At 61.6% G+C, this 19,089-nt stretch carries 25 protein-coding genes, 1 tRNA gene and 1 pseudogene; 18 read left to right on the top strand and 9 right to left on the bottom strand.

What is annotated here, in order from left to right:
• Nucleotides 1-269: 269 nt before the first annotated feature.
• The 10 genes from B3B04_RS10280 to B3B04_RS10235 are packed head-to-tail and all read left to right on the top strand — an operon-like array spanning nucleotide 270 to nucleotide 3,932.
• Entirely contained in the window at nucleotides 270-488 is a 219-nt protein-coding gene (locus B3B04_RS10280) for a hypothetical protein (RefSeq protein WP_292042555.1), read from the top strand.
• Nucleotides 485-847 carry a hypothetical protein gene (locus B3B04_RS10275; protein ID WP_292042554.1) on the top strand — a complete coding sequence of 121 codons (363 nt, stop codon included), beginning with the start codon at nucleotides 485-487 and terminating at the stop codon, nucleotides 845-847. The genes B3B04_RS10280 and B3B04_RS10275 overlap by 4 nt, the downstream gene beginning before the upstream one ends.
• Entirely contained in the window at nucleotides 844-1,143 is a 300-nt protein-coding gene (locus B3B04_RS10270) for a DUF2312 domain-containing protein (RefSeq protein ID WP_292042551.1), read from the top strand. Before B3B04_RS10275 ends, B3B04_RS10270 begins: the two co-directional genes overlap by 4 nt.
• Before the next feature lie 2 nt (nucleotides 1,144-1,145).
• Entirely contained in the window at nucleotides 1,146-1,448 is a 303-nt protein-coding gene (locus tag B3B04_RS10265; protein ID WP_292042549.1) for a hypothetical protein, read from the top strand.
• Nucleotides 1,448-1,822, top strand: a complete 375-nt coding sequence (locus tag B3B04_RS10260; protein WP_292042546.1) for a helix-turn-helix domain-containing protein — start codon at nucleotides 1,448-1,450, stop codon at nucleotides 1,820-1,822. The genes B3B04_RS10265 and B3B04_RS10260 overlap by 1 nt, the downstream gene beginning before the upstream one ends.
• Entirely contained in the window at nucleotides 1,819-2,238 is a 420-nt protein-coding gene (locus tag B3B04_RS10255; protein WP_292042543.1) for a helix-turn-helix domain-containing protein, read from the top strand. Before B3B04_RS10260 ends, B3B04_RS10255 begins: the two co-directional genes overlap by 4 nt.
• A 7-nt stretch (nucleotides 2,239-2,245) precedes the next feature.
• The gene (locus tag B3B04_RS10250) at nucleotides 2,246-2,407 is read left to right on the top strand and encodes a hypothetical protein (protein ID WP_292042540.1); all 162 of its coding nucleotides are present in this window, start codon (nucleotides 2,246-2,248) and stop codon (nucleotides 2,405-2,407) included.
• On the top strand, nucleotides 2,397-2,741 hold the full coding sequence (locus B3B04_RS10245; protein WP_292042538.1) for a hypothetical protein: 345 nt from the start codon (nucleotides 2,397-2,399) through the stop codon (nucleotides 2,739-2,741). Before B3B04_RS10250 ends, B3B04_RS10245 begins: the two co-directional genes overlap by 11 nt.
• Nucleotides 2,738-2,938 (top strand): hypothetical protein, encoded by a 201-nt coding sequence (locus tag B3B04_RS10240; protein ID WP_292042535.1) that lies wholly within the window; start codon nucleotides 2,738-2,740, stop codon nucleotides 2,936-2,938. Before B3B04_RS10245 ends, B3B04_RS10240 begins: the two co-directional genes overlap by 4 nt.
• Entirely contained in the window at nucleotides 2,919-3,932 is a 1,014-nt protein-coding gene (locus B3B04_RS10235) for a site-specific integrase (RefSeq protein ID WP_292042532.1), read from the top strand. Before B3B04_RS10240 ends, B3B04_RS10235 begins: the two co-directional genes overlap by 20 nt.
• 42 nt (nucleotides 3,933-3,974) lie before the next feature.
• Here the strand turns inward: B3B04_RS10235 and B3B04_RS10230 are convergent.
• From B3B04_RS10230 to B3B04_RS10215, 4 genes are all read right to left on the bottom strand, one after another.
• Nucleotides 3,975-4,051 (bottom strand) — tRNA-Arg (locus B3B04_RS10230).
• 131 nt (nucleotides 4,052-4,182) lie between these two features.
• Nucleotides 4,183-4,488 (bottom strand): ETC complex I subunit, encoded by a 306-nt coding sequence (locus B3B04_RS10225; protein ID WP_292042530.1) that lies wholly within the window; start codon nucleotides 4,486-4,488, stop codon nucleotides 4,183-4,185.
• A gap of 99 nt (nucleotides 4,489-4,587) precedes the next feature.
• Nucleotides 4,588-4,878, bottom strand: a complete 291-nt coding sequence (locus B3B04_RS10220; RefSeq protein WP_292042529.1) for a sel1 repeat family protein — start codon at nucleotides 4,876-4,878, stop codon at nucleotides 4,588-4,590.
• Between the two features lie 77 nt (nucleotides 4,879-4,955).
• Entirely contained in the window at nucleotides 4,956-5,675 is a 720-nt protein-coding gene (locus B3B04_RS10215) for a glutathione S-transferase family protein (protein ID WP_292042527.1), read from the bottom strand.
• A 139-nt stretch (nucleotides 5,676-5,814) separates the two neighbouring features.
• On the opposite strand from B3B04_RS10215, the gene B3B04_RS10210 reads away from it, so the two are divergent.
• Nucleotides 5,815-6,378: an RcnB family protein gene (locus tag B3B04_RS10210; RefSeq protein WP_292042525.1), complete on the top strand. Its 564-nt coding sequence runs from the start codon at nucleotides 5,815-5,817 to the stop codon at nucleotides 6,376-6,378.
• 155 nt (nucleotides 6,379-6,533) lie between these two features.
• Nucleotides 6,534-7,514, top strand: coding sequence for an RcnB family protein (locus tag B3B04_RS10205; RefSeq protein ID WP_292042523.1), 981 nt, complete (start codon nucleotides 6,534-6,536; stop codon nucleotides 7,512-7,514).
• A 145-nt stretch (nucleotides 7,515-7,659) separates the two neighbouring features.
• Here B3B04_RS10205 and gatB read toward each other — a convergent pair whose 3' ends face one another.
• From gatB to gatC, 3 genes are read right to left on the bottom strand one after another with little or no spacing between them, the layout of a single operon-like run.
• Nucleotides 7,660-9,153, bottom strand: coding sequence for an Asp-tRNA(Asn)/Glu-tRNA(Gln) amidotransferase subunit GatB (gene gatB / locus B3B04_RS10200; protein WP_292042522.1), 1,494 nt, complete (start codon nucleotides 9,151-9,153; stop codon nucleotides 7,660-7,662).
• A 2-nt stretch (nucleotides 9,154-9,155) separates the two neighbouring features.
• Complete coding sequence (gene gatA / locus B3B04_RS10195) at nucleotides 9,156-10,634, bottom strand: Asp-tRNA(Asn)/Glu-tRNA(Gln) amidotransferase subunit GatA (RefSeq protein ID WP_292042520.1); 1,479 nt, start codon at nucleotides 10,632-10,634, stop codon at nucleotides 9,156-9,158.
• 4 nt (nucleotides 10,635-10,638) lie between these two features.
• A complete protein-coding gene (gatC, locus tag B3B04_RS10190; RefSeq protein ID WP_292042518.1) occupies nucleotides 10,639-10,926 on the bottom strand; it encodes an Asp-tRNA(Asn)/Glu-tRNA(Gln) amidotransferase subunit GatC in 288 nt (95 codons plus the stop codon).
• 120 nt (nucleotides 10,927-11,046) lie between these two features.
• On the opposite strand from gatC, the gene ruvX reads away from it, so the two are divergent.
• From ruvX to dprA, 5 genes and pseudogenes are all read left to right on the top strand, one after another.
• Nucleotides 11,047-11,526: a Holliday junction resolvase RuvX gene (gene ruvX / locus B3B04_RS10185; protein ID WP_292042517.1), complete on the top strand. Its 480-nt coding sequence runs from the start codon at nucleotides 11,047-11,049 to the stop codon at nucleotides 11,524-11,526.
• 91 nt (nucleotides 11,527-11,617) lie between these two features.
• Nucleotides 11,618-12,598, top strand: a complete 981-nt coding sequence (locus tag B3B04_RS10180; RefSeq protein WP_292042516.1) for an aspartate carbamoyltransferase catalytic subunit — start codon at nucleotides 11,618-11,620, stop codon at nucleotides 12,596-12,598.
• The gene (gene pyrC / locus B3B04_RS10175; protein ID WP_292042514.1) at nucleotides 12,598-13,890 is read left to right on the top strand and encodes a dihydroorotase; all 1,293 of its coding nucleotides are present in this window, start codon (nucleotides 12,598-12,600) and stop codon (nucleotides 13,888-13,890) included. Before B3B04_RS10180 ends, pyrC begins: the two co-directional genes overlap by 1 nt.
• A gap of 12 nt (nucleotides 13,891-13,902) precedes the next feature.
• A complete protein-coding gene (gene plsY, locus B3B04_RS10170) occupies nucleotides 13,903-14,556 on the top strand; it encodes a glycerol-3-phosphate 1-O-acyltransferase PlsY (protein ID WP_292042512.1) in 654 nt (217 codons plus the stop codon).
• Nucleotides 14,553-15,642, top strand: a pseudogene (gene dprA, locus B3B04_RS10165) (DNA-processing protein DprA). The gene plsY and the pseudogene dprA overlap by 4 nt, the downstream one beginning before the upstream one ends.
• Here dprA and B3B04_RS10160 read toward each other — a convergent pair.
• Complete coding sequence (locus B3B04_RS10160) at nucleotides 15,629-15,850, bottom strand: hypothetical protein (protein ID WP_292042510.1); 222 nt, start codon at nucleotides 15,848-15,850, stop codon at nucleotides 15,629-15,631. The pseudogene dprA and the gene B3B04_RS10160 sit on opposite strands and share 14 nt — an antisense overlap.
• 152 nt (nucleotides 15,851-16,002) lie before the next feature.
• Between B3B04_RS10160 and topA the strand changes: the two genes are divergently transcribed.
• Entirely contained in the window at nucleotides 16,003-18,654 is a 2,652-nt protein-coding gene (topA, locus tag B3B04_RS10155) for a type I DNA topoisomerase (RefSeq protein ID WP_292042508.1), read from the top strand.
• A 5-nt stretch (nucleotides 18,655-18,659) separates the two neighbouring features.
• On the opposite strand, the gene B3B04_RS10150 is transcribed toward topA, so the two are convergent.
• Entirely contained in the window at nucleotides 18,660-19,046 is a 387-nt protein-coding gene (locus B3B04_RS10150) for a hypothetical protein (protein WP_292042505.1), read from the bottom strand.
• Between the last annotated feature and the right edge of the window lie 43 nt (nucleotides 19,047-19,089).

The following is a 19,089-nucleotide window of genomic DNA, read 5'->3' as shown; positions in this document are numbered from 1 at the left end:
GCAACCCGCCTTGGCTCGGCGAAGGGTGAGGGGTTTCGATTTTCGCACTTCGGATCGAGACCGGCCCTATGGGCGAACGGTCTTGATCCGTGAACTAGACGAAGGCGGGCCAAAGGCTCGGATTCGTCTAGGGCAACGGTACAAGGGGCGCGCGGGTGGGCGGGCGCGGCGCAGCTGATCATCACCGCATGTTTGACTTTCTCAAACTTTTCGTTTGACAGTTAGGTTTGATTTTTTCAAACTCTCCTTAACGTTGAAAGGGGGAGCCAATGCTCAAACCTGTTGTGTTGTCATCAGATCGCTGGACCGTGGGTCAGCTAACGGAACTCAGAGAACTGCATGCATCCTTTCGCGGCGACCTGACCGAGACCGCCGCCGCCGTACGACGCCCGATCGCGGAATGCGATGTCGCACTCTTCGCATTGATGGGCCGCTCGGTGATGGAGGCCCACGCCGCTCTGAACAGAACTGTCAGGTGTGCGGCATGACAGCAGTTCACAGCAATCGAAAGCTGACGACCGAGCTAAATGCAGCTGTCGCCAAGGTCGCCATTACCGCGATCCTGCCTATCCTTCGCATGTGTTCCCAGTCGCTACGCGGCCCGTGCAAAGAAGGCGAAGACCAAGCCATCGGGTTCATGATTGGCCTCGCGTTCCACCAACGGTCTGAAGCTAAACTGAGCACTCTCGCCGTCGTGAGGGGCATTGGCCAAGCCTGCGGCGATCAACTGCGCGATGGTGGCGAGGACGCCTTATCCGGCGCTGTGACCGTCGAATATTTCATCGAAGGTTTGGAGCAGGGCTTTGGCCAGAAAGTCGCTTCCCTCTCTGGAAAGGCCGAAGCATGACCGGCCACCCGATCCCCAACGATCCAACCCCTGACGCCTCGTTCGACAATCCCGATGTTCTGACCGCGGCCGCCCAAGGCCGTCTGCGCAGCTTCATCGAGCGCCTCGAGAGCATGGAGGACGACAAAAAGGCCCTCATGGATGACATGAAGGAGGTCTTCGCCGAGGCCAAAGGCGAAGGCTATGACGTGAAAACCCTGCGCAAGGTCATCCGCATTCGAAAACAGGACAAGGCCAAGCGCCAGGAAGAGGAAGCCATCCTCGACCTCTACCTGTCAGCCCTGGGTGAGGTCTGACCGTGAAGAGCAAGATCATCAACTCCCCTGCTTTGGACGGCCAAAGCGACAGCCTCGTTCAGCGGCTGCCCGATCGCCGACGCGGTCCAAACCCTTGGCTCTTGCTGCTTCCCGGCCTCGTCTTCGCGGTGGCTGCCGCATGGGTCGACGTATCCGTGGGCCGCGCCATCGGCCTCGCCGTGCTGGCCCCCAGCGTCTTGCTGCTGTCGATCATCTATCGTCGCACAGCCAGCTTGTACGCAGTCCACGCGATAAATCTCTCGGCCTATGCCGCCGCCGCGCATTACCTCGGGTTCTGCTGCTGATGCCCGATACCTTCGACATCGAAATCGGCCGGCGCATCAGACAGGCCCGCATAGCAGCAGGTCTGACCCAGCAGCACGTCGCTGACGCTGTGGGCGTTTCCGCCCAGGCATTCCAGAAATACGAGAAGGCCGAAAGCCGGGTTTCGTTATCGGCCTTCGCCAAGATGCGGTCGGTTCTGAGCATCGATCTGGCCGACATCCTGCCGTCAACGCGCAGTGATGGCAGCCCGATCAATAGCCCGACCGCAGCGATCGGCAACTCCATCACCGGTGTCCGTCTCGCCAATCTCTTCAGCCAGCTGACCGTGGATCAACAGCGCGCCCTTCTGGACGTGGCAAAAGCCATGGTCGGCCATCCGCAGGCAAACTTATGACCACTTCTAGAAAAATCGCTGCCGAGCGCACCCGCGCCGATCTGATCAGTGCCGCTAGGATCTTGTGGACCAGCTCCGACGAGTACGCCGCCCACGGCATCCGCGACGTGGCAAAACGTGCTGGCTACACGACAGGCGCGCTCTACGCCCAGTTCCCAGGCAAAGCGTCTCTATACAAGGCCGCGTTCGGTCGCCCAGCGCCTGATGAATGCCCGATCACAAAAGCCGCGCACGACATGTTCCGCGTCCTGCAGAACCTGATCGAAAACCGTCCTGAAGCGATCGGACCTGTCCCGCCCCATATCGAGCGTGACTGGCTTGAGGCCGAAGCCTTGGTCGATGGCATCAAGGACCAGCTGCTGGACTGCACGGCCCAAGTTAGCGCCACCGGCGCTGACGGTGCCATAGCCGCCTGAGGCCGCGATGGACATTTACGACAACCCCATCATCGCCAATCGCGACCCGCGCCTGATCACTTGGGCCAAACGCTTTCTCGCAGCTGGCTACAGCCTCGCCCAAGTCGCTGACCTGTTCGAATGCGACGCCCACGACCTGAAAATGGTGGTGGACAGCCATGCTGATTGATATGCGCGAGGCATTGATCAACCGCGCATGTGCGGCCATCGACAATATTCGTGCGTTGCAGCTCCAGCACGCGCTGCAGCTTTCGCCAGCCGCCGCTTGGGTCGTAGCCAAGATGGAAGAAGATCGCGCCGGCGTGTCCGCCGACGAGATTCACTATGAGAGCCGCACCGAACGCCACCCCTTCTTTCGCAAGGCCGACATGATGGAGCGGCTGTTGGCCCAGATCCACGACCGTATCGGCAAAGACTCCACATTGACCGAAAATGGCGTCGTGAGCCTGACGCCCCTCGGCAGGTTGAGAATTCGCCGAGCATTGAGGGAGACCTACTCATGAATACTGCCACTTCAACGCGGCGAAGCCTGACCTCGCTCGTTCAGAAAGCCATTCAATCAGGTAACCATCGCGTCGATATCGCGCCTGACGGCAAGGTCACCATCTTGCCTTTGAACATCACTGCGGCCCAAGCTGACGATGTCGCGCTGGACGCAGAGATCGCCGAGCTTATCAACAATGGCCATGCTACCCGTTAAGGGCATTCACGTCGTCAAGAGCAACGGCAAGATCTATGTGTACGCGTGGCGGGGCGGACCGCGCATCAAAGCAGCATTAGGTTCGGCAGAATTCTTCCAGGAGCTGGCCGAAGTGACGACCGCCATCAAAGCTCCGGACGCACGCAAAATAAGCGGCCTAATCGCTGACTATCGCGCTTCGGAGGACTGGAAGCGGCTCGCCCCCAAATCCCGTCAGAACTGGCAACCTTTTCTCGACAGTGCTTGCGAAACGTTCGGTGCGACCAGTATCACAGCCTTTGATCGCCCCCTTATCCGCGTGGCGATCCGACAATGGCGCGATCGGTTCAAGCATACACCGCGTCAGGCGGATATGGCGCTTCAAGCCCTATCCAGAGTGCTGTCTTTCGGCATAGCCGAGGGGCGGCTCCAGGCTAACGCCTGCTCTGGCATTCCCCGCCTGTACAGAAGCAATCGCGCCGATATCATCTGGACCCAGGACGACATCGACAAGCTGGCTGGTCACGCATCTCCCGAAGTCATGTGGGCTGTCAGGCTCGCCAGCCTGACTGGGCTGCGCAAGTCCGACCTGCTCCGCCTGTCCTGGACGCACGTGAAGCCATTTTCGATCGAGCGCTCGACCGGCAAAAGCTCGCATCAGAAGACAGCAGTGATCCCGCTTTACCGCGAATTGCGCGAGCTTCTGGATCAGATCCCTAAGCGCGCGACGACGATCCTCACCAACACCGAGGGTCTGCCCTGGAAAACCGGCTTCGACGCATCATTCCGGCCAGCCAAACTCAAGGCGGGAATCGATCACCACTTCCATGATCTGCGCGGCACAGCCGCCACCCGCATGTATCTGGCCGGCCTTACGGTGCGTGAAATCGCTGAAATGTTCACCTGGAGCGAGGACCAGGTAGAGCGCCTGATAAAGGTTTACGTCAAAAAAGACGAAATCCTCCTCGACCGCATCCGCCGCATCGATGAGCTCGAAGCGAGAACAAAGCTGTAAAAAACGCTGTAAAAACGTTTCAGCCAATTACCTCTAAAACCCTGGCGCGCCCTGCAGGACTCGAACCTGCAACCGTCCGCTTAGAAGGCGGGTGCTCTATCCGGTTGAGCTAAGGGCGCTGGGATGAAGCCGCACTGGTAAGCAGGTTCGGTGGCTTCGACAAGATGTGGCTATGGTCATAAGTGTACAAAAAAGGCCGGCGAATTCTCGCCAGCCCTTTTGAAATCTCAGATCGACAGAGCCGCGCCGCTTAGTGGGTCCACGGCTGCTTGCGGTAGGTGTCGAAATTATCGGCGTAGGCCTTGATGATTACCGGCGCTTCGTGCGGCTCCTGCAGGCGGAACGCAATACCGTGACGCTCGGCATACTCGATGGCTTCTTCCTTGGTGTCGAACGTCAGACGGACCTGACCATTCATGTCCGTAGAGCCGGTCCAGCCCATCAGCGGATCGATGAAACGGGCCGAAGCCGGTTCAAACTCCAGACGCCAATCGCGCGACTTGGCCTTGCCAGACTGCATCGCGGTCTTGGCCGGGCGATAGATGCGAGCAAGCATGCGGAATCCTCAGGAATACAAATCTTGAGGCGGTGCATACCCCTACCCGCCCGTCGGGTCCAGCCTTACCTCAGCCGGTGCCCGCTATAAAACGCCAGATCAGGCTGCGCAGCTGGCCGAGCCGGAGTCGATCCAGCGACGCGCCGCGCGCTGGGCTTCGGCCAGTTCTTCACTGCACATTTCCTGGCTCATCTCACGGCGGTACTCACGCGCCTCGATCGAACCCTTCATTGCGGCCAGATTAAAAATCATGTGCGCCGAAACGCGATCCAGCGGACAACCGTCCGTGCCGGAAGAATAGGCCATGCCCAGCTTGAACAGAGCGTTGCCGTCCATATCCGGCGTCGGCAATGGCAAGTGGTCTACAGACGAAATCAGCACCCCAGTCATTTTCAGTCCTCCGAAGGCCGGCCTTCTGCCGCGATCCTTTCGAGGTCTATTCAAATAACGTTGGTTTGAAATATTGGTTAATGGCCACGCTGACCGAACAATAGCTTACGAGCCTGCTCTGCATCCTTGCCGCCTGCTGACACGTCCCGGCGGTACTCGGCCCCCACGGCGCGACCTTTCTGCACGGCCTCACGAGCGCCAACCCGCTCATGCCACGCCTTCAAGGCCGGAAACTCGTCAAGGCTTTGGCCCTGAAGTTTGGGCAATATCCACGGCCATGCAGCCATGTCCGCTATGGAATAGTCGCCGGCCAGATAATCGCGATCACGCAATTGGCGGTCCATCACGCTATAAAGGCGGTGTGTTTCATTGGTGTAGCGATTGACGCCATAGGCCAGTTGGCGCTGGTCGCTGATCATCGCGGGCGCATATTGGCGGAAATGGTGGGTCTGTCCGGCCATGGGCCCCAGACCGGCCATTTGCCAGAACAGCCACTGATCTACATTGGCTCGCCCGCGTTCATCCTGCGGATAGAACTGGCCCGTCTTGCGCCCCAGATATTGCAGGATGGCACCACTTTCGAACAGGCTGATCGGCTGACCGTCCGGTCCATCCGGATCGACGATAGCGGGCATGCGGCCATTAGGGCTGAGCGCCTGGAACTCGGGCGTAAACTGCTCGCCCGCGCCAATGTTCACGTACTTCACCTCGTACGGTAGGCCCATTTCTTCCAGTGCGATGGAGATCTTCCAGCCGTTGGGCGTGGGCCAGTACCAAAGCTCGATCGGGGCCGCCATTGCATCTCTCCATTCGTGAACGCTGTTCAACTTAGCGATTGATTTTCTGTCCGCAACTTCCCTGTCAGCACGGTTCAGTTTCGGTTCAGACGCGGGCGTCCATCTTCGCGGTGACAGGGCCAGACGAATGGAGTCGACCATGAAACTCGGTACAAAAGCCGCCATCGTGGCATTGGCGCTGGCCAGCACGGCCGCCCCCATGCTGGCGCAAGCGCAAGATCGTCATCGTGGTGACCGCCACGACCGTTATGACCGCCGTTCGGACCATCGCGGCCCGGATCGCCGCGGCCCCGATTATCGCGGTCCGGTGCGCGACTGGCGAGCGGATCACCGCCCGCCACCGCATCATGTGCGCCCCCACAACGGTCCGCGTTATGCGGCTCCACCCGCGCGCTGGAACCGTGGGGATCGCAACTGGTGGCGCGGTCGTCCGGAGTTCCGTGACTATCGTGGCACTCGCGCCGGTTATTGGTACGCGCCGGGTTATGGCTATTACCGTGTAGACCCGCGCTATCGCGACTATCGCTGGCGCACGGGGGCCTATCTTCCTTCGGCCTATCGTACCTACTACGTCCGTGATCCGGGCTTTTATGGCTTACGACCGGCCCCGCGCGGCTACCGCTACGTACACGCTGGCAACGATATCGTGCTGATGGCCGTTGCCACGGGTCTTATCGCCAGCGTGCTGAGCGGCGTTTATTAAGCGACGGTTTCAGTCATCGCTTTAAACTGGCCCCATAGGACATTGTCTTATGGGGCCTTTTTGTACCCGTATTCAGATAACAACACCGTTCAGTCGATGTTCAGGTGGAAGGGTCGATGCTGACACTATCGACACTTGGTGCGAAGGAAACGCACATGAAACGCTCTCTTCTAATGTTCTCGGCCATCGCCAGTTTTGTGGTGCCTACTGCGGCACCACTTGCGGCGCTGGCTCAAGAGCGCCCTTCCATGGAACGCCCGCAACGCGGCGGTGAACGCCGCAGCGAGCCGCGCGCCGAGCGTCGCCCAGAACAGCGACAGCAGCCCCGTGCCGAACGGCGTGAAGCTCGTCCGCCGCGCAGTGCAGAACCGCGACAGCGACCGCAAGAGATGCGCCCGCGCTCAGAGGCCCGCCCAGATCGCAGCCAGCCGCGCCGTGAAAATCCGGAACTGCGTCCAGATCGCCGTCCGGACACCCCGCGTCAGGCACGTCCGGACGTGAACCGTACGGAGCAAGGTCGCCGTTGGGATAGCCAGCGCCCGCAACAAGCACGACCGGACAACAACCGCCCTGCCCCTGACCGTTCTCGCGATCAGGACCGCCGCCCCGAAAATCGTTGGGAAAACACCCGACGCCCGGATGCGCGACAGGATGGCCGCAACGACCCACGTCGTGATCGCCCCGACTACCGCCCGGATGACCGCCGCAACGACCGCTGGCAGAGCGACAACCGCCGCCCGCAAGTGCGCCGAGACCGTGACCGCAGCCACTATCGCGACTTCCAGCGGAACTGGAACCGCGACCAGTGGCGCCGTGATTTCGATCGTCGCCACCGCCCCGACTGGTGGCGTAGCGACAATCGCTTCCGTGGCTGGAGCGGTGTTCGCGTCGGTTTCTATTTCGCACCCGGTTATGGCTACTACAGCGTGCCGCGTTCCTATTGGAACCGCCGCTGGAGCGTCGGTCAGTTCTTGCCGGATGTTTTCTGGCGCTATCAGGTGAACGACTACCGCACCTATGGCCTCGGTTACCCGCCGCCCGGCACGCGCTGGGTCTATGTCGATAACTCGATCTATCTGATCGACGAATACGACGGTTACATCATCGAAGTCATCAGCGACGCCTGGCGCTGGTAGGCCTCACGCAGAACATAAAGAAGCCCCTGAAGCCAAAGCTTCAGGGGCTTTTTTGTTAGCCACACCTATGTCGCTCAAGCAGCGAGCCACCGCGTGGCGAGCGATAGCGACAAGCCGGGGGTTTGGGGGCCGCAGCCCCCAAGTATCAAAGACCCAGCTTTGCCTTCAGGATCTCATTCACCGCAGCCGGATTGGCCTTGCCGCCGGTGGCCTTCATGACCTGACCGACGAACCAGCCGATCGCTTGCGGCTTCTCGGCGACGGCAGCGGCCTTATCGGGGTTGGCGGCGATGATGTCATCGACAGCCTTCTCGATGGCACCGGTGTCGGTGACCTGCTTCAGGCCGTGCTTTTCGACAACTTCCGACGGCGAGCCTTCCCCGTTCCAGACGTGGTCGAACACTTCCTTGGCGATCTTGGACGAGATGACGTTCGTTTCGATCAGCTCAACCAGCTCGGCCACGTGCGCAGCCGGAAGCGGGTTGTCGCTAAAGTCGCGATGGTCGGCGGCCAGACGAGCCGAAACCTCGTTCGTCACCCAGTTGGCAACCAGCTTCGCGTCACGGCCCTTTGCAGCTTCCTCGAAATAGTCAGCCTTGGCCTGTTCCGAAATCAGGACGATGGCATCGTATTGCGACAAACCGTACTGATCCATCAGGCGACGGCGCTTGTCATCCGGCAGTTCCGGCAGGTTGGCCTTGATGTCGTCGACCCAAGCCTGTTCCAGAACCAACGGCAGCAGGTCCGGATCCGGGAAGTAGCGATAGTCTTGCGCTTCTTCCTTCGAACGCATGGAGCGCGTCTCGCCCTTGGTCGGGTCGTACAGGCGGGTTTCCTGATCGACCTTGCCGCCGTCCTCGATGATCTCGATCTGGCGACGGGCCTCATAATTGATGGCCTGCGAGATGAAGCGGAACGAGTTGACGTTCTTGATCTCGCAGCGGGTACCGAGGAAGCCGAAATCGCCGGTTTCCTTGAACTTGTCGTAGTTGCCGACCGGGCAAACCGACACGTTCACGTCCGCGCGCAGGTTACCCTTCTCCATGTCACCGTCGCAGGTGCCGAGGTACATCAGGATGGTGCGGATCTTCTTCACATAGGCCACAGCCTGTTCCGGCGAGCGGATGTCCGGACGCGACACGATTTCCATGAGGGCGGTGCCCGCACGGTTCAGGTCAACGTAGGAATCCGTCGGCGACAGGTCGTGGATCAGCTTACCCGCGTCTTGCTCGAGATGCAGTCGCTCGATGCCGACGTTGAAGAAGGTGCCGTCTTCGGCCTCGACCTCGACCACGCCCTCACCCACGATCGGGTGATAGAGCTGGCTGATCTGATAGCCGGTCGGAAGGTCCGGATAGAAGTAGTTCTTGCGGTCGAACTGGGACTTCAGGTTGATCTGCGCACGAAGGCCCAGACCCGATTTCACAGCCTGCTCGACGCAGAACTTGTTGAGGGTCGGCAGCATGCCCGGGAAACCGGCATCCACAAGCGAGACCTGCTCGTTCGGACCCGCGCCGAAGCCGACGGCCGCGCCGGAGAACAGCTTGGCCTTCGAAGCGACCTGAGCGTGGATTTCCAGACCCATGACGATTTCCCAATCGCCGGTGCGGCCTTTGATGACTGTTGCGTTCGCGCTCATGCTCACCACCACTTAGCCGGCTTGGAAACAAAACCGGCGCTGTCTTCGATCGCGCCTGCGACCTTGAAGACGGTCTCTTCATCCAGTGCCTTACCGATGACCTGAAGGCCCAGCGGCAGACCGTTCGCGTCCAGACCAGCCGGAACCGAAATGCCCGGAAGACCCGCCAGGTTGGTCGTGACGGTGAAGACGTCGTTCAGATACATGGTCAGCGGGTCGATCTGCTTGTCGCCCAGCTTGAAGGCGGCCGACGGCGTCGAAGGCGTCAGGATGGCGTCCACCTTGCCCCAGACATTGTCGAAGTCCTCGGCGATACGGCGGCGCACCTTAAGGGCGCGGACGTAATAGGCGTCATAGAAGCCAGCCGACAGAACATAGGCACCGATGGTCAGGCGGCGTTGTACTTCCTTGCCGAAGCCTTCAGCGCGCGAAGCGGCGTACAGGTCATCCAGCGAAGAGAAGTCTTCGGCGCGGTGGCCGAAACGCATGCCGTCATAACGGGCGAGGTTCGAGGAGGCTTCTGCCGGAGCTACGATGTAATAGGTCGGGAGGGCGTATTTGGTGTGCGGCAGGCTGATCTCGACGATCTCGCAGCCCGCAGCCTTCAGCCACTCAACGCCTTGGGCCCAGAGGGCCTTGATCTCTTCCGGCATGCCGTCAACGACGTATTCCGCCGGAACGCCAATGCGCAGCCCCTTGACCGATTGACCGACCGAAGCGGCCCAATCCGGCGTCGGAACGTCGAGGCTGGTGGAGTCCTTGGTGTCGAACGAGCACATGGAGTTCAGCAGGATGGCCGAGTCCTTGACTGTCTTGGTGATCGGACCGGCTTGATCCAGCGACGAGGCGAACGCCACCATGCCGAAGCGGCTGGCGCGGCCATAGGTCGGCTTGATGCCCACGGTGCCGGTGAAGGCGGCCGGTTGGCGGATCGAGCCGCCGGTGTCCGATGCGGTCGCGGCAAGGCACAGGTCAGCAGCCACAGCTGCCGCCGACCCCCCCGACGAACCACCCGGGGTCAGCTGGGCATCATCGCCATTGGCTTTCCAAGGATTCACAACCGGACCGAAGGCAGAGGTCTCGTTAGCCGAGCCCATGGCGAACTCGTCCATGTTCAGCTTGCCCAGCATGACCGCGCCGTCACGCCACAGGTTGGCGGTGACAGTCGATTCATACGGCGGGACAAAGCCGCGCAGCATGTTCGAGCCTGCCGTGGTCTGCACGCCCTCGGTGCAGAACAGGTCCTTGATACCCAGTGGTGCGCCTTCAAGATCGCCGCCCTCGCCCTTGGCGATGCGGTCGTCCGAGGCACGGGCCTGTTCCAGAGCCTTTTCGCCGGTGACTTCGACATAGGCGTTCAGGGTCGGGTTGGCGGCTTCGATCTCGCCAAGGAAGGCCTTGGTGATTTCTTCCGACGAGAATTGCTTGGTCCTGAGGCCGTCAACAGCATCGGCCAGCGTCAGTTTGGTCAGGTCGCTCATAAACTTACTCCACGACCTTCGGGACGACGAAGAAGCCGTCAGCCGACTTCGGCGCGTTCGACAGGACGTCGGCAACCTTGTTGCCGTCGGTCACTTCGTCTTCACGCAGACGCAGGGTCTGGGCTACGTTCGAGGTCATCGGTTCGACACCGTCCACATCGACCTCGTTCAGCTGCTCGATCCAATTCAGGATGCCATTCAGCTCCTGGGCCAGCGGCTCCAGTCGTTCCTCGGGGGTCTTGATACGGGCGAGGTGGGCAACCCGCCTCACCGTCGCGGCGTCGATAGCCATGAAAGTCTCCGAAAAATCCGGACGCGCAGCGATAGGGAGTCGTAGCGCGTACATTAAAGTCGTGGGTTACCGTCCCGCCGCGCCTTCGACAAGCGTTTCGCTATGCATTATGGGACGCACGTGCCTGTATTTGACCTAAAAGACCTGCCCGCCGCCTGCCCCCCGAACACACCGTGGATCGGACTGGACCTTGGCGAGAAGACCATCGGCGTCGCCGTTTCCGACGGAAGCCGCATGATCGCCAGCCCGCTCAAGCTTATCCGCAAGAGCAAATTCACCCTCGAAGCGGAAGAGCTGTTCAAGCTGATGGAGGGGCGCAATGTATCGGCTCTGATCATTGGCCTGCCGCTGAACATGGATGGTACCGAGGGCCCGCGCGCCCAGTCTTGCCGCGCCTTTGCCCGTAATCTGGAACGCCTGCGCCCTGTCAATGTGGCCTTTCAGGACGAGCGCCTTTCCACCGCAGGCGTCGAACGCTTCCTGATCGAAGAATTGGACCTGAACCGCAAACGCCGTGCCGAGGTCGTGGACCGTACAGCGGCATCGTGGATTCTGCAGGGCGCGCTCGACCAATTGCGCATCAGCAGCGGTCAAATCTGAGATATTCGGAAACCTGATGTGACGCCATCCACCATTCGGATGGCGTCCGCCTATTCCCTCAGGCGCGAGTCACGCCTATAGCGGCTACTCGATGACCCAAGCCGCCACCGTCACCGAAATCATTCAGGAGCGGCTGACGCCGTTTCCCAAAGCCCACTTTCTTGCCGCAGCGGATCTAAATCCGCCCGCCGCCATGGCCTTGCTGGATTTGGCCGACGCCTTCGTCGACTTCAACCGCCAGTCCGCCAAGGGCGTTGACGTGATGCGCGGCCAGACCGTGGTGAACCTGTTCTTCGAGAACTCCACCCGCACCAGTTCCTCGTTCGAGATCGCCGCTAAGCGGCTGGGCGCGGATGTGGTCACCATGCCGGTTGCCTCTTCCTCGGTAAAGAAGGGCGAGACCCTGATCGACACCGCAGTCACGTTGAACGCGATGAAGCCGGAGATTTTGGTGGTGCGCCACTCGGCCTCCGGCGCGGTGGACCTGCTGTCGCAAAAAGTGGGTTGCGCGGTTGTGAATGCCGGTGACGGACGCCACGAACACCCGACCCAAGCCCTGCTGGACCTGCTGACCCTGCGCCGCACTTTCGGTGACGTGGGCGGCCTGACGGTCGCTATCTGTGGCGACGTGACCCACAGCCGCGTCGCCCGCTCCAACATCGCCCTGCTGCAAATGATGGGGGCCAATGTGCGCCTTGTCGGTCCACCGACCCTGATCCCCAGCGTGGCCCAGCGCTGGAATGTCGAGATCTATCACGACATGAAGGAAGGCCTTCAAGGCGTTGATGTTGTTATGATGTTGCGCCTTCAACTGGAACGCATGGCGGGTGCGCTGATCCCGTCCACGCGCGAGTATTTCCGCTTCTGGGGTCTGGACCGCGAAAAGCTGGCCTATGCCAAGCCGAACGCCAAAGTCATGCATCCCGGCCCGATGAACCGTGGCGTGGAGATTGATTCCGATGTCGCGGATGATCTGGACGTTTCCCTGATTCAAGATCAGGTCGAAATGGGCGTCGCCGCCCGCATGGCCGTGCTGGCCGCCCTCGCCCACCGCCGCGCGAGAGCTGAATAATGACCCAGACAGCCATTCTGAATGCCCGCCTGATCGATCCGGCCACGGACTATGACGGTCCGGGCGGTGTCGTGATCGAAAACGGCAAGATCGTACAAGTGTTGCGCGGCGCGGGCCAAACCGCACCCAGCAGTGCAGACATCATCGATGCCCAAGGACGCTGCCTCGCACCGGGCTTGATCGACATCCGCGTAAAGACCGGCGAACCGGGTAATGAACCAAAGGAAACGCTGAAATCGGCGGCTCTGTCGGCGGCCGCTGGCGGCGTGACGACCATTGTCGTGCAGCCCGACACCGATCCGGCTATCGACGATCCGGCCATGATTGACCATATCCAGCGTCGCGGCGCGGCGCTCGATCTGGTGCATGTCCGCGCCGCCGGAGCCGCCACCCAAGGTCGCGCGGGCGAGCGCATGGCCGAAATCGGGCTGATGGACGAAGCCGGCGCGCTATATTTCACCGACGTCGATCACGTGATCCGCAACACCCGCACCCTGCAACGGGTGATGAGCTATGCGGCCTCCTTTAACGCCCTGATCGCCTGCCGTCCGACCGAGCCGTGGCTGAGCGAAGGTACAGTCGCCACCGCCGGTGAGCTGGCCACGCGTCTTGGTTTGTCCGCCCAGCCTGCGCTAGCCGAACGCATCCAGCTTGAACGCGATCTGGCCTTGGTGGAGCAGACCGGTGCCCGCTATCTGGTTGACCAGATTTCAACCGAGGGCGCGCTGGAAGTGCTGACCCGTGCCCGCACCCGTGGTCTGGAGGTCGCCGCCTCTGTGTCGATCAACCACCTGTGCTTCAACGAGATCGATATTGGCGACTACCGGACCTTCTATCGCCTCGATCCGCCGCTTCGCACCGAAGACGACCGTCAGGCCATGATCGAGGGCATCCGCGATGGCCTGATCGACGTCATCACCTCGGCCCACTGCCCCGAACCGGCGGAAAACAAGCGCCGTCCGTTCGCCGAGGCCGAGCCGGGTGCCGTGGGTCTGGAGACCCTGCTTGCCGCAGCTATCAGCAATCTGCACCATGAAAGCGGCATCGACCTGATCGACGTGCTGCGCCCGATGACGCACGGTCCGGCCAGCCTGCTTGGCCTCGCCAGCGGCGTTATCGCCGAAGGCGCTCCCGCTGATCTGGTGCTGTTCGATGCCGGTGCGCCCATCGTCGTGGACGCGTCCAGGTTGAAGTCGAAGTCTAAAAACTCGCCCTTTGATGGTCGCCGACTGCAAGGCAAGGTCTTGCTCACGATGGTGGACGGCCGCATCGTTCACGATCAACGCCAATAGGAGCGAATCAAAGTGCAAGATCTGGCGGCCCCTGCCGCAGCGACCCTCGGTCTGGTCACACTGGCGGGCTATCTTCTGGGCTCCATTCCTTTCGGCGTGGTGCTGACCCGCGCCTTTGGGGCCGGTGATGTGCGCAAGATCGGCTCGGGCAATATTGGCGCGACCAATGTGCTGCGCACCGGCCGCAAGGATCTGGCGATCGCCACTCTGTTGCTGGACGCGGGCAAGGGCGCGGTGGCGCTATTGCTGGCCCGTTATCTGACAGGCAGCGAAGTGGCGGCGGCGCTGGCCGGTGGCGCGGCCTTCCTCGGCCACCTGTTCCCCGTCTGGCTCAAGTTCAAGGGCGGTAAGGGCGTAGCGACCTTCTATGGCCTTCTGTTGGCTGCCGCTTGGCCGCTGGGCCTGATCGCGGGTGCCATCTGGATTGCCTGTGCATTCCTGTTCCGCATCTCGTCGCTGTCGGCGCTGATTTCCTCGGCGGTGACGCCACTGATCGCGCTGGCTCCTGTGGCGGCTATCGGCCTGCCGGTGGCCCAGCCTATACTGCTGCTGGCGGTGTTTGCGGCCATCCTGATCTGGATCCGCCACCACGAAAACATCGGCCGCCTGCTGAAGGGCCAAGAGCCCCGCATCGGCGGCAAAAAGACCGAGACCCCGACCGCATGACGGCCTTGCCGGAGGCCGAGCGTATTGCCCGCCTCCGGCTGGCGCGGACCGACAGGATCGGTCCCGTCACCTTTTCCCAACTGCTGAAACGGTTCGGTTCTGCCGAACAGGCTATTCGCGCCCTGCCCGATCTGGCCAAACGCGATGGCCGCAGCGCCTACACCGTGCCACCGCTGTCGTTGATCGAGGACGAGATCGCTGCAGGTGATCGGATCGCGGCACGTCTGATCGTTTTGGGCGACGCTGACTATCCCACATCCCTGACCACCATCGACCCGCCCCCCGCCCCTGTTGTGGACGCGCGGCGACGTCAGCCTTCTGAGCCGCGATAGTGTGGCTATCGTCGGCGCGCGGATTGCCTCGGCGGGTGGACAGCGCATCGCGCGCGGTCTGGCCCAGCAACTGGGTGAGATGGGTTATGGGGTGGTTTCCGGCCTTGCACGCGGCATCGACACTGCCGCCCATTCGGGCAGTCTGACGTCCGGCACCGTCGCTGTGCTCGGCGGCGGGGTGAGCGATATCTATCCGCCCGAAAACCAGTCGCTCTACGAACAGATCGTGGATCAGGGCTGTATCGTCAGCGAAAGCCCCGTCGGTGCCCGCGCCCAAGCCCGCGACTTCCCACGCCGCAACCGCATTATCTCTGGCCTGTCCAAGGGCGTGGTGGTCGTCGAGGCCGAACTGAAGTCCGGCTCATTGATCACCGCGCGCCTCGCCGCCGAACAGGGCCGCGATGTATTTGCGGTGCCCGGATCGCCTCTGGACCCTCGCTCACGAGGCACCAACGACCTGCTGCGCAACGGGGCCATCCTTTGCGAGGGCGTCGAAGACATAGAGCGCGCCTTCACTACGCTTCGCACCCTGTTCGACCCGCCCGCCGCACCCTTCGATGCGTGCGAGCCGCAGGATGTGTCCGAAGACGTCGTCGAGCGCATCGCAGCCCTGCTATCGCCCGTGCCCACACCGCAAAACGAACTGGCCCGCGCGCTGGGACTGCCGGCTGCGACTGTATCTGCCGCCCTGCTGGAACTCAGCCTGATGCAGCGCGCCTCGCTGTTGTCGGGCGGTTTGGTCAGCCAGTCCTAGCGTCCATGACGTTATTGCGCGCCAGATCAGCGGCGACATCAAGAATACAGGCCAGTTTTTCATCGCCCTGGGTGCGGGCCATCTGCGCCAATTCGCTGGACATGGCCCCCACGTATTCGCGCATATGGACGACACCGGCGGGATATGGCCCCTTGGCCTCGGTCACAACGGCCTTGCCTCGCGGTTGTGCTTCGTCGCTTTTGGACATCGTGCTTACTCCACCACAAGCTTTGCTATTTATAACCTGTGGTTGTAATTTTTTACAATACACCATCGTTAGTCGACACGCTTTCTCAAGGCGGATTGACTTATGACGCGGTCACCACCACGTTCGCGCCCCGTTTTCCCTGATAGAGCGTCATGAATCTCGTAATCGTCGAGAGCCCCGCCAAGGCCAAAACCATCAATAAGTATCTGGGCTCGGACTATAAGGTTCTGGCCTCGTACGGTCACATCCGCGACTTGCCGTCGAAGGATGGCTCGGTTCTGCCCGACGAAGATTTCGCCATGCACTGGGAAGTCGATGGCAAGGCCACCAAGCGCCTGTCGGAAATCGCCGAGGCGGCCAAGAAGGCCGACCGCGTTATTCTGGCCACCGACCCCGACCGCGAGGGTGAGGCGATCAGCTGGCACGTTCTGGAAGTGCTGAACAAGAAGAAGGCCCTCAAGGATACCGAGGTCGAGCGCGTAACGTTCAACGCGATCACCAAATCGGCGGTTCTGGAGGCTATGGCCAATCCGCGCCAAGTGGATATGGAGCTGGTGAACGCCTATCTGGCGCGCCGCGCACTCGACTATCTCGTGGGCTTCAACCTGTCGCCGGTTCTGTGGCGCAAGCTGCCGGGTGCCCGTTCAGCGGGTCGCGTGCAATCGGTTGCCCTTCGCATCGTTGTCGATCGCGAAATGGAAATCGAGAAGTTCAAGCCGCAGGAATACTGGTCGGTTGAAGCCGACCTGATCGCCGACAGCCCGCCGTTCACCACCCGTCTGGTGAAGCACGAAGGCAAGCGCGTACAGCGTCTGGACATCGTGTCCGAGGCCATGGCTACCGCTGCCCGTAACGCTATTTCGTCGGGCGACTTCACGATCAAGTCGGTCGAGAAGAAGCCGGCCAAGCGCTCGCCTGCCCCGCCGTTCACCACCTCGACCCTACAACAGGAAGCCGCCCGCAAGCTGGGCTTCACCGCCCAGCGCACCATGCAGGCTGCGCAGAAACTGTATGAGGGCGTCGACGACACCGGCGGTCTGATCACCTATATGCGTACCGACGGCGTCTATGTGACGCCGGAAGGCATTGCCCAGGCCCGTGAGGCTATCGCCGAGCGTTTTGGTCCGGCCTATGTCCCGTCTGAGCCGCGCTACTACAAGACCAAGGCCAAGAACGCCCAAGAGGCGCACGAAGCCATCCGTCCGACCAACATCCTACGTAGCCCCGACACACTGCGTCTGGATAGCGACCTGCAGCGCCTGTACGAACTGATCTGGAAGCGTATGATCGCTTCGCAGATGGAGAGCGCCCGTCTGGACCGCACCACGGTCGAGATTGAAACGCCCGATGGCCAGACTGGCCTGCGCGCGACCGGTCAGGTCGTGGTCTTTGACGGCTTCATCGCCGCCTATGAAGAAGGTCGCGACGACAAGCAAAAGGGTGCCGAGGACGAAGACGACGATGGCGGCCGCCTGCCCGCGCTGAAGGAAGGTGCGAAGGCACAGGTTCAAGCTATCCGCACCGACCAGCACTTTACCGAGCCGCCCCCGCGTTTCTCCGAAGCGACGCTGGTCAAGAAGCTCGAAGAACTCGGCATTGGCCGCCCGTCGACCTATGCCTCGATCCTGACCACCCTGCGTGACCGCGAATACGTCCGCATGGACAAGGGCCGTTTCTATCCGGAAGACAAGGGCCGTCTGGTCACCGCCTTCCTCGAGCAGTTTTTCACCAAATGGGTGGAATACGACTTCACCGCCGCGCTGGAAGGTCAGCTCGACGAAGTGTCAGCGGGCGATCTGGACTGGAAAGAACTGCTCCGTTCCTTCTGGGGCGATTTCCATGCCGCGACCCAAGCGGCAGGCGAACTGCGTACGACTGCGATCCTCGACCATCTAAACGAGGCCCTCGGTGCCCACATCTTCCCGGACAAGGGTGATGGCTCTGATCCGCGCCTCTGCCCTGTCTGTCAGGAAGGCCAGCTGAGCCTGAAGACCAGCCGCTTCGGTGCCTTTATCGGCTGCTCGCGCTATCCGGAATGCAAATACACCCGTCCGGTGGCTTCGCCTGACGGTGCGGACGGCGCTGCCGAAAGCGGCGACCGCGAACTGGGTGTCGATCCGGAAACCGGCAAGACGGTGAACCTGAAGATCGGTCGTTTCGGTCCCTATGTGGAAACCGAAGCGCTGGAAGAAGGTGCCAAGCCGCGTCGCTCAAGCCTGCCCAAGGGCTGGTCGCCGGCCTCGCTTGATCTGGATCGCGCACTGAAACTGCTGAGCCTGCCGCGCGTCGTGGGTGAACACCCCGAAGACGGCAAGGCGATCACCGCTGGCCTTGGCCGCTTTGGTCCGTTCGTGGCGCACGATGGCACCTACGCCAATGTGTCCGACATCGAAGAAGTGTTCGAGGTCGGCCTAAACCGTGCCGTCGCGCTGCTGGCTGAAAAACGCGCTTCGCGTGGCGCGCGTGGAGCGGGTGCCGCTGCGCTGAAGGAACTGGGCAACCACCCCGAGGACGGCAATCCCGTTCAGGTCATGGCGGGGCGCTATGGCCCGTATGTAAAGTGGAACAAGGTCAACGCCACCCTGCCGAAGGGCACCGAGCCGGAAGCCATGACGCTGGAAGCGGCCTTGCCGTTGCTGGCGGCAAAGGCTGGCGCTGCGCCCAAGAAGAAGGCTCCGGCCAAGAAAGCAGCCCCCAAAAAGGCCGCGGCCGAGAAGAAGCCTGCGGCAGAAAAGAAAACTGCCGCCAAGAAGCCGGCGGCCAAGAAGGCTACGGCCAAAAAGGCCGCCAAGGCCGAAGACTGATCCGGTCAGCCGGGGCTGCGTTCCAGCCCCGGCCGCCCACGGATCAACCGGTTTTCGACCCGCCGTCCGATCGGATCACGTCTCGACCAGATGTCGCCCACCCGCGCGGCGAAATAGTCGGTGCAAAAGCGGCTGACCAACAGGCGCGGGCGAATATTGTTAAGGCACAACTTCCTGCCTTCCAGTGTCCAGCGCCCCGTGAGCTCGCGCCCGTCGCTGAACTTTGAGCGGTATTGGCCATCGGCGTCGAACCAGTGATGCACCTGACCGCCGTCGCGATATGTGCTGACAATCGTATTGCCGAATGTGGCCGGCATACCGGCCTCAGTGGCCATTGCCGGACTCCCACCCACAACGATCGCCCCCGCAAACGCCAGACCCAGCAGTTTCATCACGATCTCCAAAGCGACACACGACGCCAAGGATCTACGAAAG

Origin of the sequence: Brevundimonas sp. UBA5713 (genome assembly GCF_002419815.1) — a bacterium.
In the GTDB taxonomy this organism is placed as follows: Bacteria; Pseudomonadota; Alphaproteobacteria; order Caulobacterales; family Caulobacteraceae; genus Brevundimonas.
The sequence above is the reverse complement of the archived record's forward strand: the minus strand, read 5'-3'. Positions and strand labels throughout refer to the sequence as shown.

What these genes read in the sequence shown, in the direction of transcription:
- B3B04_RS10280 (WP_292042555.1), top strand. Translation starts at nt 270, where the DNA reads ATGCTCAAACCTGTTGTGTTGTCATCAGATCGCTGGACCGTGGGTCAG.
- B3B04_RS10275 (WP_292042554.1), top strand. Translation starts at nt 485, where the DNA reads ATGACAGCAGTTCACAGCAATCGAAAGCTGACGACCGAGCTAAATGCA.
- B3B04_RS10270 (WP_292042551.1), top strand. Translation starts at nt 844, where the DNA reads ATGACCGGCCACCCGATCCCCAACGATCCAACCCCTGACGCCTCGTTC.
- B3B04_RS10260 (WP_292042546.1), top strand. Translation starts at nt 1,448, where the DNA reads ATGCCCGATACCTTCGACATCGAAATCGGCCGGCGCATCAGACAGGCC.
- B3B04_RS10255 (WP_292042543.1), top strand. Translation starts at nt 1,819, where the DNA reads ATGACCACTTCTAGAAAAATCGCTGCCGAGCGCACCCGCGCCGATCTG.
- B3B04_RS10250 (WP_292042540.1), top strand. Translation starts at nt 2,246, where the DNA reads ATGGACATTTACGACAACCCCATCATCGCCAATCGCGACCCGCGCCTG.
- B3B04_RS10245 (WP_292042538.1), top strand. Translation starts at nt 2,397, where the DNA reads ATGCTGATTGATATGCGCGAGGCATTGATCAACCGCGCATGTGCGGCC.
- B3B04_RS10240 (WP_292042535.1), top strand. Translation starts at nt 2,738, where the DNA reads ATGAATACTGCCACTTCAACGCGGCGAAGCCTGACCTCGCTCGTTCAG.
- B3B04_RS10235 (WP_292042532.1), top strand. Translation starts at nt 2,919, where the DNA reads ATGGCCATGCTACCCGTTAAGGGCATTCACGTCGTCAAGAGCAACGGC.
- B3B04_RS10225 (WP_292042530.1), bottom strand. Translation starts at nt 4,488, where the DNA reads ATGCTTGCTCGCATCTATCGCCCGGCCAAGACCGCGATGCAGTCTGGC.
- B3B04_RS10220 (WP_292042529.1), bottom strand. Translation starts at nt 4,878, where the DNA reads ATGACTGGGGTGCTGATTTCGTCTGTAGACCACTTGCCATTGCCGACG.
- B3B04_RS10215 (WP_292042527.1), bottom strand. Translation starts at nt 5,675, where the DNA reads ATGGCGGCCCCGATCGAGCTTTGGTACTGGCCCACGCCCAACGGCTGG.
- B3B04_RS10210 (WP_292042525.1), top strand. Translation starts at nt 5,815, where the DNA reads ATGAAACTCGGTACAAAAGCCGCCATCGTGGCATTGGCGCTGGCCAGC.
- B3B04_RS10205 (WP_292042523.1), top strand. Translation starts at nt 6,534, where the DNA reads ATGAAACGCTCTCTTCTAATGTTCTCGGCCATCGCCAGTTTTGTGGTG.
- gatB (WP_292042522.1), bottom strand. Translation starts at nt 9,153, where the DNA reads ATGAGCGCGAACGCAACAGTCATCAAAGGCCGCACCGGCGATTGGGAA.
- gatA (WP_292042520.1), bottom strand. Translation starts at nt 10,634, where the DNA reads ATGAGCGACCTGACCAAACTGACGCTGGCCGATGCTGTTGACGGCCTC.
- gatC (WP_292042518.1), bottom strand. Translation starts at nt 10,926, where the DNA reads ATGGCTATCGACGCCGCGACGGTGAGGCGGGTTGCCCACCTCGCCCGT.
- B3B04_RS10180 (WP_292042516.1), top strand. Translation starts at nt 11,618, where the DNA reads ATGACCCAAGCCGCCACCGTCACCGAAATCATTCAGGAGCGGCTGACG.
- pyrC (WP_292042514.1), top strand. Translation starts at nt 12,598, where the DNA reads ATGACCCAGACAGCCATTCTGAATGCCCGCCTGATCGATCCGGCCACG.
- B3B04_RS10160 (WP_292042510.1), bottom strand. Translation starts at nt 15,850, where the DNA reads ATGTCCAAAAGCGACGAAGCACAACCGCGAGGCAAGGCCGTTGTGACC.
- topA (WP_292042508.1), top strand. Translation starts at nt 16,003, where the DNA reads ATGAATCTCGTAATCGTCGAGAGCCCCGCCAAGGCCAAAACCATCAAT.
- B3B04_RS10150 (WP_292042505.1), bottom strand. Translation starts at nt 19,046, where the DNA reads ATGAAACTGCTGGGTCTGGCGTTTGCGGGGGCGATCGTTGTGGGTGGG.